The sequence below is a fragment of the Acinetobacter sp. AG3 genome, assembly GCF_022343575.1.
Classification (GTDB): Bacteria; Pseudomonadota; Gammaproteobacteria; order Pseudomonadales; family Moraxellaceae; genus Acinetobacter; species Acinetobacter guillouiae.
Genome location: NZ_JAKQZD010000001.1, coordinates 95710 through 110837, shown reverse-complemented (window position 1 = coordinate 110837; position 15128 = coordinate 95710). Strand labels below are relative to the sequence as shown.

Below are 15128 nucleotides of genomic sequence, written 5' to 3'. Positions count from 1 at the left end.
TGATAAAAAAAGCCGATTTCTAAAATCGGCTTTTTTATAGGGTAAAACCCGTTATTTTTTAACTTCCTGACGTTTCGGGACGTAAGGGCAGTTCTTAAATTGAGCCGCCTGAGACAAGGCATCTTGCTCACCATACAGTCGGGAAAGCTCAGTATTTTTGGTATTTGAAGATTGCCCTAAGTTTACAGAAATACTTGGACCAATCCCCCACCCCCAGCCACCGCTGCCCCAACCACCACCAACACCTAATCCAACACCCACGCCTGTACGTTTCGCAGGTTGTACGCCATTATTAATGTATTGCTGAATACGATTAAATTCTGTCGTCAATTGCAAACAGTTCATCGCCTGATACTGGGTAGGCGATACATAAGTGGGTTTAACCGTCGTCGTACAAGCAGATACGACAAGCGCCGTTAAGGCAACGACTGATAATTTAACAGAAGTCATTTTCAATGATTTCATCACGATCTCGAAATTATTTTTTATCAATCTCATTGAACAATGATTGATAGGCTTGAGTCAATTTATGATCTGTAGCCAAATGAATTAATGGCAGATTTTTATGATGCGATTCTTTCATTAATACAGAAGGTGGCAACATATTATCTAAAACTGGCAGACCTTCATCTTTAAGCTGTTGTACCACTTCACGCGGTAATTTTGCCTGAGCTTGATATTGATTGACCACAATCCCTTCGATTTCAAGTCGATCATTATGATCATCTTGAGTTTCAATGACATTTTGAATAAGCGTCTGTAATGCACGTTTTGAAAATACATCACAATCAAACGGAATCAGAACACGATCCGCTGAGATCAGTGCCGATAAGGTAAAAAAGTTAAATGCTGGCGGTGTATCAATATAAATACGCTCATATTGACTGGTTAAGGTCTGAATCGCATCACGTAACTTATAAATTTTATGTTTTGATTCTAACGCATGTTCTAACTCGCCTAAGCTCGGGCTGGCGGGTAATACATCCAAATCTTTAAAAGGTGAACGATGAATATATTGCTCAAAACCTTTATTTTTTGTTTTTAAAAGGCTACCAATGGCATTGCCAATCAATCCTTTTTGTTGATGATTCCCAAGTACGTCATTAAAAAAGTTTTCAATATTCGGCTCTAATGCCGTTTTTTCAGCAGAATAGGTGGCGTCATCACCCAAAAGATATTGGCTAGAATTTGCTTGAGGATCTAAATCAATCACCAATGTTTTAAAACCTTGATACGCACTAATCGCAGCAAGATTCACCGTAATACTTGATTTTCCTACACCGCCTTTTTGGTTAAATACCACACGAGTTAGCATACAAGTTCCCTAAGCTATCATTATTTTTAAACTTGTATCTAGTTTAACCTAGACGCTATACAAGTGTGAAATTCATGTCTAACAATCAACTAAAAACTGGTTTAAGCACGACCAAAACTAAAGTTGCAAACAAAGCAATTCCACCAATCACTAAACCTGCTCTGCGTTGTGTTAAAAGAACGGTATCATCCTTTTTATAGGCTTTTATTTGTGAGGAAAGGAAAACCATAAACAAAATAATTTTCGCATAGAACCAAGGCTGCACTTTAAACTCATTCATAATCAATAAAGTTAGCCCTGTAAATATAACCACCGTGAGGGAAAGATGTTGCAAGGCAACAAAAGCCCCCCCCCCTTTAGGATTCGGCTGCTGGTTGTGTGTTCCAATAAATAATGTTGAAGCACGTAAAACAAAAACCAGGATTAATAACCCAACACTGGTCATATGAATGATTTTGATCAGTAAATGTGTATCCATTTTAATTACTCTGCACTTTATACTTTAGGTGCATGAGCGCAGTCTGGACTTGCTGGGGCTTGACCTTGCCACTCACTAGGAAGATAAGCATGGATGGCTAAGGCATGAATTTTTCCAGGGCTGAGTAAGGCCTTGGCTTCTGCGTACACTTTTTGGTGACGTTGTACCAAACGTAACCCTGCAAATTGTTCACTGACAATGATCACTTTAAAATGAGACTCTTTTCCAGGAAAATACCCGCCATGACCAGCAGACTCATTGATCACTTCTAAATGTGATGGCTCAAGTTGATTTAAACTTTCAATCAATTGTTGTTCTAAACTCATACTGATTCCTTAGAGATCGATCAATGGGTGAATGACATAGTATAGCGGATTCTTTGAGCATCGCTGTGTGTTCAGCAAAGCTTTTGCTGTTCGATTTGATTTTTTTAAATTGAATTTTGAAGTTTTTTCATAAAAATGTCTTTATTTTATGCAATTAGTGTTTTCCTTTGCAGAAAAATCTTGACCCTACCATCTGTTGATGTATTATACACCGCATGCGGGAATAGCTCAGTTGGTAGAGCATAACCTTGCCAAGGTTGGGGTCGGGAGTTCGAGTCTCCTTTCCCGCTCAAATTTTTTTATTCAGTTTTTTATTTAAAAAATTGGACAGACTCCGCGGGAATAGCTCAGTTGGTAGAGCATAACCTTGCCAAGGTTGGGGTCGGGAGTTCGAGTCTCCTTTCCCGCTCCAAAATTTTTTTATTCAGTTTTTTATTTAAAAAATTGGACAGACTCCGCGGGAATAGCTCAGTTGGTAGAGCATAACCTTGCCAAGGTTGGGGTCGGGAGTTCGAGTCTCCTTTCCCGCTCCAAATTTAAAAAGCCCTGATCGAAAGATTGGGGCTTTTTTTGCATTATTGGTTTATAAATCATCAAAATATACTTACACACTTTATGCTGTATTCACTCAATCAGCGTGTTGATCACAAAACTGTAAAAGCACAAAAAAAACCAATCCGAAGATTGGTTTTTAAAATAATCATCATATGATGCAATTATCGCTCTCTTAACGCCTCTTTGGCTTTATTAAACGGTTTCAATAAGTATTCAATAATTGTTTTTTGACCAGTACGAATATCTACCGTTGCCACCATACCTGGCGTTATTGAGAAAGATTTCCCTGCCTTATTGGTCAGCTTATCTTTATCTGTCCGAATATAGACTCGATAGTAAAACTGATCTTGTTTAACCTCATCGCGGATGGTATCAGGAGAAATCACCGTTACTTTCCCTTCCAAGCCACCATAAATTGAATAATCATATGCTGTGATTTTTACCAATGCAGGTTGACCCGGATGAATAAACGCAATATCTCGCGGCGAAATACGCGCTTCAATCAATAACTGCTCATCAATCGGTACAATGGTCATCAATTTACCATTCTGTGGAATAACCCCACCAATGGTTGTCACCGCAATTTCTTTTACCACACCACGTACAGGTGCTTTAAAAGTAGAGCGTTTCACCGAATCATTACGACCAGCAACAACTTGCTGTAATGATTGGATATCGGCATTGGCTTTTGCCAATTCTTCACGTGACTTTACATAGTAGTCATTACGCTTGTCGTTAATTTGATTTTCAAAATTATTGATATCTCGTTTTAAACGCAACACTTCAACCTCAGAAGCAGCACCTTTCGCCACCAAAGGTTGTGTCATTTGTAATTCATTTTGGACCAAAGACAATGCATGTTTTAAACCAGTAATTGACTCGTCCAAATTTGCGCGACGCGAAGTATATAGTGCAGTTTCCTCTCTCACCAAAGCAGGCACGGCCAAAACCTGTTTTGGAAACTTGATTGCGGTACCATTCACCTCAGCCTCTAAACGTGCTGCCGTAGCCAGTGTCGCAAGTAATTTCATTTGGCTTTCACCGACTTGGGACTCGAATCGAGTAGGGTCTATTTGTGCAAGCGTCTGCCCTTTTTGGATAATATCGCCCTCTTTAACATCCAAACTGGTCAACACACCACCATCTAAAGATTGAATCGTCTGTTCTTTGGATGACGGAACAACTTTACCTGTTCCAGTAGAAACTTCTTCCAATTTGAATAAGCAGGCCCAAATCAAGAAAGCCAGCAAACCGATGGCAACAATCCAAATAATAAATGTGGATTTAGGTAATGGTGGTTCAGAGAACTTTAACGCAGAAGGATTGGTTGGCCGCTGTAAAACATTGGATTCATGATCAACTTGAGCAGGTTCAACCTCTTGAACTGTGATATTTGGGTCATTTTTTTCTTGACTCATGTTGAAGTCCCTCCTGCATTTGCCTGCTGTGCAGGATTTAGAATGGCATCACGCGGCCCATCTTTGATAATCTTCCCTTCATGCACAACGATAATACGATCAACAAGTTGCAAAACAGCAGGACGATGCGTCGCCACCACTAAAGTCCGATGACCTAACCATTCTTTTAAATGCTGTATCAATACTTTTTCAGAAACATCATCAATCGAAGCAGTCGGTTCATCCAACAACACAATATTTGGATTTCGGAGCAATAATCGTGTGAGTAACAGTGCTTGTTTTTGCCCTCCAGAGAATCCTACACCCCCTTCAAGAATAAGATGGTCCAGACCTTCCTTTTTTTGTTCCACGATTTCTAAAGCATTGGTGATTTGTAATGCACGGATAATTTCATCATTGCTTGCCAATGGTGCACCCAAGGTTAAATTTTCACGGATGGTCCCAAAAAACAGATGCGCATTTTGATTCAGTAATGCCATATCACGGCGAATATCGTCGGGATCAAGCAAAGATTGATCGACACCATCCAAACTGATCTTGCCTTGTACTGGCAATTGCATTCCTGAAAGTAATTGTAATAAACTGGATTTTCCTGCGCCATTGCGTCCAAGAATTGCAACTTTTTCACCTGCATGGATTTTTAACTGCGGAATGACTAAAGTTGGGCGTGGATCATCTTCGGTATATTTAAATACCACACCTTTAAAATCATAATCACCGGAGAGGACTTTACGCTGAATCAATTGTGCTCGATCAGGACGGTCTACCGGCTTTTGCATCAGCTCATCTAAACCATTTTTAGCCACTTTGGCTTGCTGCCAACGACCGAGTACCCCAGTAACTTGTGAAATCGGTGCAAGCATACGCGAAGATAAAATCGAACACGCCACCAAAGCCCCTGTGGTCATATCGCCTTTCATCACCGCAAAACAACCCACTAAAACCACAATTGCATAAGTCAGTCCTTGAATTTTTTGTGTCCAAGCATTTAACCATCCCACAATTTTACGTTGCCGCATACTGACATCTGCAGACACTTCATTCATGTGATTCCATTGATTTTGAAATCTAGCTTCAGCACGTAATAACTTAATATCCTCAATACCTTGAACCGCTTCGACCAAAATTGCGTTGCGAATTGCAGACTCTCGCATCCCTTCAGTGGCCAACTGAGCCAATTTTTTCTGCACCAAGAAGCCAGGAATAATCATCAATGGTACAACCAGTAACATCACCCAAAAGATGTTGCCCCCGATAATCCAAAAGATCGCTAAAAACAGGAAGAAAAACGGTAAGTCAGCAATTGCACTGATCGTTGTTGAGGTCACCAATTCACGAACGCCTTCAAGTTCACGAATCTGTGAGATAAACGAACCTGTTGAGCGGGCGCGATCTTTATTACGGATACGCAATGCATGACCAAAGACGCGGTCTGAAATCTTGAGATCTGCACGCTTACCAATAATGTCTGACAAATAAACCCGTGCAATGCGCAACACAAACTCAAAAACAGCTGCAATCAACACCCCACCCGCAAGCACCCACAAGGTTGGAATAGACTGAGAAGGCACAACTCGGTCATAGACTTGCATAGAGAAAATAATGGTCGCCAATGCCAGAATATTGGCAATCATTGAAGCAACCATGATGTCGGTATAACGTTTCCAATCTTTTAAAACGATGTCCCAGAACCAGCTTTTTTCATAAGGTTTGATATATTCATCAACACGTGCATCAGGAATCGATGTTTCTGGTCGAAAAATATAAACGCGACTGGCATTGGCTTGAAGTTCATGCAAATTAAAAGTTTGTGAAAGACCTTGATCACCACTTAACTGTAAGCTTGCATTGCCCTCATTGTCGACTTTCTCGATAACCGCAACTTGACCATTGTTAAATTCAACAACAACGGGCAATCGCCATGGATTCAGTACATCCGTGCTAAAGTCTGCTTTGCGAACATTTAAACCCACTTGACGGGTAATAATGGACAACATGTCGTCAATATTTGTGTATTTATTCCAATCCAGTTGCAGACGAATTTGTTCTTCAGCGGGTTGCATTCGATAATGCTGCGCAACCGTAATGATCGCTTGTAACCAGGGTTGATAATTTAATGTTTTTGTATTCATGGTTGAACTTCAAACCCCTGAATTTGAATGTTATTTAAATGATAAGCATTTCTACTTTTACCGGTTACCTTGATATACACCGCGATCGTGTCATAGATATCAAAGCGTGCCGCTTCCCTTTCTATTCTTGAACTTTGATAGGACTGTTCTGAACTTAATAAATCTAAGATCGAACGCTTGCCTAATTTATATTGTTCTTCATACAGCTCACGGGTTTTTGCTGTTGAGCGTTCCCGATCCAATAAAACCCAAATTTGCTTATCCGTGTTTTCAATACTTTCTCGCGCAATTTGTGTTTGATCCATAATATCTAGGTAAGTTGCATTCAACTTTGCTCGTGCAGCCTGTTCAGCAAAATTTGCAGCCTTGACTTGAGATCCCAGTGCGCCACCTTGATAAAAATTACTCGACATCTGCACGCCAACAGAACCATCGGTATCATTTTCTAAACCGGTATTTGGATTTTGACCATTCAATGCTTTGCTGACTGATCCCACCAATGAAATCGTTGGATAAGCACTCAATTGGGTTTGTTTTTTCTGACTCTGTGCAACATCAATCTCTGCTTTTGCTGCAATCATCGTGGGGATGGTATTCATTTCAGGATCATCATAAAGACCTGATTGTTTTACAAACTCATCAGGAATATTAAAATCCATTTGACTCACATCAAAACCCAATAATGTGCGTAATTTTTGTTCTTGTTGTTTTAAAAAGTTTTGCTGAGTAATTAAGTAAGAACGCGCATACTCAACATAGCTTTGTGCTTGTACAGGATCGGCATTGCTGCTAATTCCCGCATCTGCTCTTAAGCGTGCAATCTCATGTAAACGACTAACCCCATTAAATTGATCTTGCGCTATTTTGATAATATTGCGATAGCGCAGTAAGGATAAAATATCTCGTGCGGTTTGGGTCGATATATCATCAATACTGATTAATACATTGGCTTGTTCAACTGCCAATTTATTTTGTTGCGTGGTGACACTGGATTTTACTTTACCAAAGTCATAAAGCAGTTGATTGGCTTCAACTGAATACAATTGGCGACCTTTATCATTGGAGGTAAAATCACCTGTATTCATACCCGCTTTTAACTGTGGGTAATATTGCGCTTTTGCCACATCAATATTGGCATTTTGTCCTGCCAGTGTTGAAATTGTTTGAGCAATATTGGGGTTTCTTTTTACTGCAATCTGAATCGCATCTTCAAGGCTTAAGATTTTTGCTTGGTTTGAATACGCATGGGCTATTTGTGTTTGCGCTTGTTCTAAATATAAATTATTGAGCGAAGCCTTTTGTCCAGTATATGGCTTTACAACAGGGAGTTGATTCTGATTGCCTATATGGGCATCGGGTTGATATTTAAAATCGGTCAAATCCTTGAGCTGGACGGTTCTAAATGACTGATCATCCTTGGGTTTTATCAACCCTGCCACACCTTCTTTGATATTTTTTAAGTAGCTTGTTTCTTGTGTATAACCATTGTTCTGCAATAGAACCAATAAACTCACAGCACTCAAACTTTTTAACAATATAGTGGGCTTTTTTGCTATTAACATTCGCGAATGGCACCTAGAAAAGCTTTTAATTATCGGTATTGAATTATTTTGAATTATTTCCCTACCTCATTTCTATTCTACACATTATAAAACCTAATCAAATGCTTATTTTTACTTTTTAAAGTTAAATTTCTTTAATAAAATATTTTAAATTCAAATACTAACAGCGAAAAAATGTGAACATTATCACATGAATTATAAAATTCTACATAGATCATCTCAAAAGCTGTAAATCCACAATGTGCAAATTATCATGGATGAACAAACACCTTATTAAAATTGAGGTTTGGCGTAATCGAAACGTATGCAATTGTGTACTTCAAACTAAATTTACATCTTCCAATATAATTTCTTATACACTTTAAGGTTAAAATGATGTTTCACTACCAGCCAACCTTAAACAATATAAAGATGAACATGAATAAACTGACTTGTTTCAAAGCCTATGATATTCGAGGCAAACTTGGCACAGAGCTAAATGAAGAAATCGCTTATAAAGTAGGCCGTGCTTATGGTCAAATCTATCAACCCAAAACTGTTGTCATTGGTTGTGATGTCCGTTTAACCAGCGAAGACTTAAAACAAGCAACGATTCATGGTTTAAATGATGCTGGCGTAGATGTTCTTGATCTTGGCATGACGGGAACAGAAGAAGTTTACTTCGGTGCTTTTCATCTCGATGTTCAGGGCGGTATTGAAATCACAGCGAGCCATAATCCGATGGATTACAATGGTATGAAATTGGTTCGTGAAAATGCTCGACCAATCAGTGCAGATACAGGACTAAAAGATATCCAATCGTTGGCTGAATCGGAACAGTTCATTGAAGTTGAGAAAAAAGGCTCAACCCAAAAATATAATATCCTCCCTGAATTTATTGAACACCTACTCACCTATATTGATCCAAGCAAAATCCGCCCGCTTAAACTGGTGATGAATGCGGGCAATGGTGCAGCGGGTCATGTTGTTGACGCAATCGAAGAAAAATTCAAAGCGCTCAATATCCCAGTAGAATTTATTAAAATCCATAATCATCCAGATGGTACTTTCCCAAATGGTATTCCTAATCCGATCTTAGTGGAAAATCGAGATAGCACCCGCAATGCAGTTTTAATACATCATGCGGATATGGGAATTGCTTGGGATGGTGACTTTGACCGTTGTTTCTTATTTGACGAAAAAGGTCAATTTATTGAAGGCTATTATATAGTCGGATTATTAGCTCAAGCCTTCTTGTTAAAACAAGCCGGTGAAAAAATCGTACATGATCCTCGCTTAGTCTGGAATACACTGGATATCATTGAGCAGTATCAAGGGATTGCTGTTCAATCTAAATCTGGACATGCTTTTATTAAAGATGTGATGCGTGAACACAATGCAGCTTATGGCGGGGAAATGAGTGCACATCACTATTTCCGTGATTTTGCTTACTGTGACAGCGGGATGATCCCTTGGTTATTGGCGATTTTAGTGGTATCAGAAACTCAGCAATCGTTATCAAGTCTGGTCGAAGGGATGATTGAACGTTTCCCTTGCAGTGGTGAAATCAACTTTAAAGTCGAAGATACGCAAAAAACCATTCAAAAAATCTTCGATCATTTTGCTAATTTAAACCCTGCAATTGATCAAACAGACGGTGTTAGCCTTGATTTTGGTGCATGGCGTTTAAATGTGCGTGCATCAAATACCGAGCCATTATTACGCTTAAATATTGAAAGCCGTGCAGATAAAAATCCTAAACCAATGCAAGATTATGTAGATGAGTTAACTCAGTTGATTCAGGGTTAGTTTTAAATGGCGATAAAAAATAGGCGCTTAATGCGCCTATTTTTTACTGTTAAATTTATGCTTGATAGCCTGTTGGATTTTGTTTTTGCCAATTCCAACTGTCTGCCAACATATCTTCCAAAGTATATTTTGGCGTCCAACCTAATTCTTTAATTGCACGTACATTATTTGCAAATGAGGTTGCGACATCCCCCGAACGACGCGGTGCAATTTCATATGCAACAGAAACGCCATTCACCTGTTCGAAAGTGTTCTTCACTTCAAGTACAGATGAACCATTTCCTGTACCAATGTTCCAAGCACGGCAACCTTGAGCAGCTAAACGATTATTTAAAGCACATAAATGCGCATTGGCTAAGTCAACCACATGGATATAATCACGCACCCCTGTACCATCTACAGTGTCGTAATCATCACCATAAATCGAAAGTTTATCACGACGCCCAACAGCAACTTGAGTGACATAAGGCATTAAATTATTTGGAATACCTTGTGGGTCTTCTCCAATACGACCACTCTTATGTGCACCAACAGGATTAAAATAACGCAAGAGTGCAATCGACCAACGCTCATCCGCAATTGATAGCTTTTCCAACAATTGCTCAACGATTAACTTGGTATAACCATAGTTATTTGAAGGCATGCCTGTTGGCATATTTTCATCTAAAGGAGAAATATTCGCTTCATCATATACAGTTGCAGACGAGCTAAAAACTAAATTAAAAACACCCGCTCTTTGCATCGCTTGTGCCAATTGTACAGATCCCGCAATATTATGATCAAAGTAAGTTAGTGGAACTTGTTGACTTTCACCCACTGCTTTTAAACCTGCAAAATGAATCACAGCATCGATTTTATTGCTTGAAAAAACTTGATCTAAATCATTTTGATAACGAATGTCACCTTGAACAAATTTTAGTGTTTTCCCAGTCAGCTCTTGGACACGTTTTAATGATTCTTCTGAGCTATTTGATAGATTATCTAGAACAATAACCTCATGCCCAGCCTCAAGTAACTCCACACAGGTATGTGATCCAATATAACCTGCACCACCTGTTACTAAAATATTTGCCATAAATTTTTCCAGTATATCTACTCTTTACCCAGCAAGATCTTAATTAAACCTTGTGTTGAAGCATCTAGTTGAGACACGTCTTTTTCTTTACCATTGAGGATGGGGAGTAATTGGTTGGCAATTTCTTTGCCTTTTTCAACGCCCCATTGATCAAATGGATTAATATTCCAAATGACCGATTGCACAAACACTTTATGCTCATACAATGCGATCAGCATTCCTAAACTATATGGGCTTAGTTCTTGCAACAATAGCGTCGAGCTTGGTTGATTGCCTTCATACTGTTTATATACAGGTAAGTCTGATAATTCATTGGCATTTAATGCTGTGTTACCAAAAGCCAATAATCGCGACTGCGCCAAGCAATTGGATAAAGCCAAATGATGTTGCTCAATTAAGGATTCTGCACTTTCTGCATAGGTAAATTGATTCGAATTATAACGCTGTACTGGCGCAATAAAATCACAACTGACTGCATGCGTTCCTTGATGCAAGAGCTGATAAAAAGCATGTTGCGCATTTGGACCCACTTCGCCCCAAACAATTGGGCAGGTGTTTAAATCAACTTTTTGATTATTTCTTTGAATCGACTTTCCATTCGATTCCATCTCAAGTTGCTGTAAATAAGAAGCAAAATATTTTAGGCGGCCATCATAAGGCAATACCGCATGGGTCTGAATATTTAAAAAATTATTATTCCAGACTCCAAGTAAACCCATTAATACGGGAATATTTTGTTCAAATGACGCTTTCTGAAAATGCTGATCAATTGCATAAGCACCTGCAAGCAATTGTTTAAATCCATCAACACCAATCTGCAATGCAATCGGTAAACCAATACATGACCACAACGAGTAACGACCACCGACCCAATCCCAAAGTAAGAACTGGTTTTCTGGCGAAATACCCCATTCTGTCATTTTCTCAGGCTTGGTTGAAACCCCAATAAAATGATGTTGGATCACACTGTTTTGCGTACCCAAATCTTTTTCTAACCACTGACGAACTGTTTGAGCATTAGATAAAGTATCAATGGTTCCAAAAGACTTGGACGAAATAATAAATAAGGTGGTTTCAGGGCGTAATTGATGTAGTAAATCAGAAAGCTGACTACCATCCATAGTTGAAACGAAATGTACTTTTAATGGTTTAGCAGTACTGACTTTATAGTCTGATAAGGCATGACTTACCATCAACGGTCCTAAATCAGAACCACCTACACCAATATTGACTACATCTTGAATCACCTCACCTGTCGAACCACGACATTGTCCTGCATGGACTTTGTCAACAAGCTGATACATGCGATCTAATTGTTGATGTACCAATTCAGCCAGTTCAGGGTAATCTTGATCATGTTTCGGTAAGCGCAGTGCCCAATGCATTGCTGCTCGGTCTTCCGTATAATTGATCGATTCTTCAGTAAATAAACGTTTGATCCATTGCGTTAATTGTTTTGAATCTGCAAATTTAAACAGAGCATCACATGTATTTTGGTCAATACGATGTTTACTATAATCAAAACTCAGTTGATTAAAATGTACTGAGAACTTGTCAAAACGCTGTGGGTCTTGTTCAAATAAATCGGTTAAACGCAATTGCTGTTGTTCTGTAGCAAGATTTTGCAATCGTACTAAATGCTGCTCTCTTTGATCATTGCCTAATATAGAATTTTTCATACTCGCCCTACACCCTGATAAGCAAAACCTTGTGCTTTGACGAAATCTGGATCTAACATATTACGACCATCGAGAATCAAAGGATGGGCCATTTTCTGTAAAAGTTGTGAATAATCAGGACTCCAATATTGCTTCCAAGCCGTCAATAAACACAATGCATGTGCATTTTCTACGGCTTGGTATTGATCATGACATAAAATCAAATCAGCACGTTCGCCATAGAAGCTTGCTACTCGCTCTAAGGCTTGTGGATCGTGTAACTGTACAATTGCGCCTTGTGCCCAAAGCGCTGCAAGCATGGCATGAATTGGTGAGTTCTCAATACTCGAGGTATTTTCTTTAAAAGAAGCCCCCCAAATCGCCACAACTTTACCTGTTAACTGCCCTTGATAGTAATTCCAGAGTTTTCTAAATAAAATTTCTTTTTGTTGTTCATTGATATTCCAAACCTGATCCAGCAATTGACTTTTGATCCCTGAACCCGCCACTGTACCGGTTAAGGTTAAAATATCATGGGAGAAATTTTCTCCACCAAAACCAACACCTGCAGATAAATATGATGCCCCAATTCGACTATCAGATGCCAATCCCTGTTTAACATTATGAATATCAATACTTAATTTTTCAGCGACTTGTGCCATATCATTCATATAGCTGATTCGTGTAGCCAACATGCCTGAAATACTCAACTTGGTAAATTCAGCATCTAAAAATGGCATAAACAAATATTGATGTTTTAACTGAAAAAAGGGTCTTAATAATTCTTTGATAATCTGCTGTGTCGCAGATTGATCTACACCCACAATTACTTGCTTTAAGTCAATAAAACTTTGGATCGCATTACCTTCTTGAATGGTGTCTGGCAAATACGCCCAATGATCAGCCACTAAAATTTGTTTCAGTTCTTCAGTACCTTGCAAACCGAATGTAGAACCATTAATCATCAGCCTTGGATGAATAATAGGAAATCGTTTTAGTTCTTCAGCCAAGTGTTTGGCTTGATCAAATTCAGAAGGATTAAAACTAAATAAAAAAACTTCACTTTGTAATTGAAGTTGTTTTAACCCGACCAATTGAATTGAATTGTTCTTAATCTGTTTTTGAATGAGTTGATTTAGATCTTCATCTTGATAGTGTACTGAGGATTGATGATCAGCGCCTACTTGGGGGCACCAATACACGTGGTGCCCATATTCAGCAAACAAGCCAGCGAGTACGCCAGCTTGAAGTGTTGTGCCAAATACACAAATATTCATATCAGATCCAATTATTATAAATTCAATTCTTTGATGAGCAATTTAAATTCTTCACCCAACTTAGGATGCTCCACAGCATAGTGTAATACTGCTTTTAAATAACCAATTTTGCTACCACAGTCAAAGGTCTGACCTTTCATACGATACGCTTCGACATTTTCTAATTTTTGTAAAGCGGCAATGGCATCCGTTAATTGAATTTCATTACCCGCACCTTTAGGTGTCTGTTCTAGTAATTGCATAATTTTAGCAGGAAGCACATAACGTCCCACCACTGATAAATTTGAAGGCGCACTACCGACTGCAGGCTTTTCGACAATCCCTTTCATCACGATACTTTCACCCTCAACAGGTGAAGACGCAACATCTACAATACCATATTGATCCACAAGATCATCAGGAACAGCCTCTACCATAATTTGCGATGCTTTAGATGTATTAAAACGATGAATCATTCGCGCTAAATCATTTTCTGTACTTTTTTCTTTCACTAAAACATCTGGCAATAACACAGCAAAGTCATCATTTCCAATTACTGATTTCGCACATAAAACAGCATGACCTAAACCCAATGGTTGAGGCTGGCGTACACTCACTACACTGACATGTTTAGGTAAAATTTCAGTAATTTCTTTAAGTAGATCAATTTTTTTCTTATTTTCTAAGGTGGTTTCCAATTCAAAATTACGGTCAAAATAATTTTCTATAGATGCTTTAGAAGAATGCGTCACTAAAATGATTTGCTCGATTCCTGCAGCTACAGCTTCTTTAACAACATACTCAATTGCAGGACGATCTACAACAGTCACCATTTCTTTAGGAATTGATTTACTTGCTGGTAAGAAACGTGTCCCTAAACCGGCAACAGGTAAAATGGCTTTTTTGATCATAACTTAAAACTTCAATTTATTAATTTAAGACTTTACTTCATCATTTTTTGCATCTGATTCATTCCCTTTGAAAAGAGAAGGACCAACATGACCAGGCGCATTGATGCCTTCTCGATTTGTCATGACAGAAACTGTTTTAAACATAATTTTAAAATCAACCAATAGGCTTAGGTTATCGACATACCAAACGTCATACTTAAAACGTTCTTCATAGTCCAATTCATTACGACCGCTTATTTGTGCAAGACCCGTCATACCAGGACGGACTTCCAAACGACGTGCTTGTTCAGGTGAATAAAGCTCAACAAATTCTTTCAGCATTGGTCGTGGTCCAACTACACTCATATCACCTTTTAAAACATTGATCAGTTGTGGCATTTCATCCAAACTGGTTGAACGTAATTTTTGCCCAAAAGGCGTGATACGTTGCTCATCAGGTAAGGGATTACCATTCGCATCGTTGGCATCTTTCATTGAACGAAACTTCATCATTTTAAAAAGTTCACCGTTCTTTCCTGGTCGCTCTTGATAGAAGAATATAGGAGACCCTAAATTTTTGCGCACCTTATAAGCAACAAATAAAAAAATAGGCGACAAAATCATTAATGCCGTCAATGATATAACTATATCTACCAATCTTTTCATTACTTAATT

13 protein-coding genes and 3 tRNA genes are annotated in these 15128 nt (G+C 38.7%); 4 read left to right on the top strand and 12 right to left on the bottom strand.

The genetic code is table 11. The features are described 5' to 3' along the window. Positions 1–51 precede the first annotated feature (51 nt). The 4 genes from L3V46_RS00500 to L3V46_RS00485 all read right to left on the bottom strand — a co-directional run bounded on the left by L3V46_RS00500 (position 52) and on the right by L3V46_RS00485 (position 2119). Positions 52–465 (bottom strand): hypothetical protein, encoded by a 414-nt coding sequence (locus L3V46_RS00500; protein WP_004823650.1) that lies wholly within the window; start codon positions 463–465, stop codon positions 52–54. A 13-nt stretch (positions 466–478) separates the two neighbouring features. Then, positions 479–1315 (bottom strand): ParA family protein, encoded by an 837-nt coding sequence (locus L3V46_RS00495; RefSeq protein WP_239044687.1) that lies wholly within the window; start codon positions 1313–1315, stop codon positions 479–481. 85 nt (positions 1316–1400) lie between these two features. After that, positions 1401–1793: a SirB2 family protein gene (locus L3V46_RS00490; protein WP_239044686.1), complete on the bottom strand. Its 393-nt coding sequence runs from the start codon at positions 1791–1793 to the stop codon at positions 1401–1403. Between the two features lie 17 nt (positions 1794–1810). Then, on the bottom strand, positions 1811–2119 hold the full coding sequence (locus tag L3V46_RS00485) for a BolA family protein (RefSeq protein ID WP_004723487.1): 309 nt from the start codon (positions 2117–2119) through the stop codon (positions 1811–1813). A gap of 217 nt (positions 2120–2336) precedes the next feature. Between L3V46_RS00485 and L3V46_RS00480 the strand changes: the two genes are divergently transcribed. From L3V46_RS00480 to L3V46_RS00470, 3 genes are all read left to right on the top strand, one after another. Beyond that, positions 2337–2409 (top strand) — tRNA-Gly (locus tag L3V46_RS00480). Between the two features lie 46 nt (positions 2410–2455). Further along, positions 2456–2531: transfer RNA gene (locus L3V46_RS00475), tRNA-Gly, on the top strand. Between the two features lie 45 nt (positions 2532–2576). Next, positions 2577–2652 (top strand) — tRNA-Gly (locus L3V46_RS00470). Between the two features lie 183 nt (positions 2653–2835). On the opposite strand, the gene L3V46_RS00465 is transcribed toward L3V46_RS00470, so the two are convergent. The 3 genes from L3V46_RS00465 to L3V46_RS00455 are packed head-to-tail and all read right to left on the bottom strand — an operon-like array spanning position 2836 to position 7786. Beyond that, positions 2836–4092 carry an HlyD family type I secretion periplasmic adaptor subunit gene (locus tag L3V46_RS00465; RefSeq protein ID WP_239044685.1) on the bottom strand — a complete coding sequence of 419 codons (1257 nt, stop codon included), beginning with the start codon at positions 4090–4092 and terminating at the stop codon, positions 2836–2838. Then, positions 4089–6224 (bottom strand): type I secretion system permease/ATPase, encoded by a 2136-nt coding sequence (locus L3V46_RS00460; protein WP_004723489.1) that lies wholly within the window; start codon positions 6222–6224, stop codon positions 4089–4091. The genes L3V46_RS00465 and L3V46_RS00460 overlap by 4 nt, the downstream gene beginning before the upstream one ends. Beyond that, entirely contained in the window at positions 6221–7786 is a 1566-nt protein-coding gene (locus L3V46_RS00455) for a TolC family protein (RefSeq protein WP_239044684.1), read from the bottom strand. The genes L3V46_RS00460 and L3V46_RS00455 overlap by 4 nt, the downstream gene beginning before the upstream one ends. A gap of 417 nt (positions 7787–8203) precedes the next feature. Here L3V46_RS00455 and L3V46_RS00450 point away from each other — a divergent pair, with 417 nt between their 5' ends. Beyond that, the gene (locus L3V46_RS00450) at positions 8204–9574 is read left to right on the top strand and encodes a phosphomannomutase CpsG (protein ID WP_239044683.1); all 1371 of its coding nucleotides are present in this window, start codon (positions 8204–8206) and stop codon (positions 9572–9574) included. A 55-nt stretch (positions 9575–9629) separates the two neighbouring features. Here L3V46_RS00450 and galE read toward each other — a convergent pair whose 3' ends face one another. Genes galE through L3V46_RS00425 form a run of 5 tightly spaced genes read right to left on the bottom strand, consistent with a single transcriptional unit; the run spans position 9630 to position 15119 of the window. Next, the gene (galE, locus tag L3V46_RS00445) at positions 9630–10649 is read right to left on the bottom strand and encodes a UDP-glucose 4-epimerase GalE (protein ID WP_239044682.1); all 1020 of its coding nucleotides are present in this window, start codon (positions 10647–10649) and stop codon (positions 9630–9632) included. Positions 10650–10666: 17 nt separating this feature from the next. Further along, a complete protein-coding gene (pgi, locus tag L3V46_RS00440) occupies positions 10667–12328 on the bottom strand; it encodes a glucose-6-phosphate isomerase (protein WP_239044681.1) in 1662 nt (553 codons plus the stop codon). After that, the gene (locus tag L3V46_RS00435) at positions 12325–13584 is read right to left on the bottom strand and encodes a nucleotide sugar dehydrogenase (protein WP_239044680.1); all 1260 of its coding nucleotides are present in this window, start codon (positions 13582–13584) and stop codon (positions 12325–12327) included. Before L3V46_RS00435 ends, pgi begins: the two co-directional genes overlap by 4 nt. 14 nt (positions 13585–13598) lie before the next feature. After that, positions 13599–14474, bottom strand: a complete 876-nt coding sequence (gene galU, locus L3V46_RS00430; protein WP_239044679.1) for a UTP--glucose-1-phosphate uridylyltransferase GalU — start codon at positions 14472–14474, stop codon at positions 13599–13601. A gap of 24 nt (positions 14475–14498) precedes the next feature. Next, positions 14499–15119: a sugar transferase gene (locus L3V46_RS00425; protein WP_004823639.1), complete on the bottom strand. Its 621-nt coding sequence runs from the start codon at positions 15117–15119 to the stop codon at positions 14499–14501. Positions 15120–15128: the final 9 nt, after the last annotated feature.

Coding starts and splice junctions, on each gene's coding strand:
- L3V46_RS00500 (WP_004823650.1), bottom strand. CDS start 465: ATGAAATCATTGAAAATGACTTCTGTTAAATTATCAGTCGTTGCCTTA.
- L3V46_RS00490 (WP_239044686.1), bottom strand. CDS start 1,793: ATGGATACACATTTACTGATCAAAATCATTCATATGACCAGTGTTGGG.
- L3V46_RS00485 (WP_004723487.1), bottom strand. CDS start 2,119: ATGAGTTTAGAACAACAATTGATTGAAAGTTTAAATCAACTTGAGCCA.
- galU (WP_239044679.1), bottom strand. CDS start 14,474: ATGATCAAAAAAGCCATTTTACCTGTTGCCGGTTTAGGGACACGTTTC.
- galE (WP_239044682.1), bottom strand. CDS start 10,649: ATGGCAAATATTTTAGTAACAGGTGGTGCAGGTTATATTGGATCACAT.
- pgi (WP_239044681.1), bottom strand. CDS start 12,328: ATGAAAAATTCTATATTAGGCAATGATCAAAGAGAGCAGCATTTAGTA.
- L3V46_RS00435 (WP_239044680.1), bottom strand. CDS start 13,584: ATGAATATTTGTGTATTTGGCACAACACTTCAAGCTGGCGTACTCGCT.
- L3V46_RS00460 (WP_004723489.1), bottom strand. CDS start 6,224: ATGAATACAAAAACATTAAATTATCAACCCTGGTTACAAGCGATCATT.
- L3V46_RS00495 (WP_239044687.1), bottom strand. CDS start 1,315: ATGCTAACTCGTGTGGTATTTAACCAAAAAGGCGGTGTAGGAAAATCA.
- L3V46_RS00425 (WP_004823639.1), bottom strand. CDS start 15,119: ATGAAAAGATTGGTAGATATAGTTATATCATTGACGGCATTAATGATT.
- L3V46_RS00455 (WP_239044684.1), bottom strand. CDS start 7,786: ATGTTAATAGCAAAAAAGCCCACTATATTGTTAAAAAGTTTGAGTGCT.
- L3V46_RS00465 (WP_239044685.1), bottom strand. CDS start 4,092: ATGAGTCAAGAAAAAAATGACCCAAATATCACAGTTCAAGAGGTTGAA.
- L3V46_RS00450 (WP_239044683.1), top strand. CDS start 8,204: ATGAATAAACTGACTTGTTTCAAAGCCTATGATATTCGAGGCAAACTT.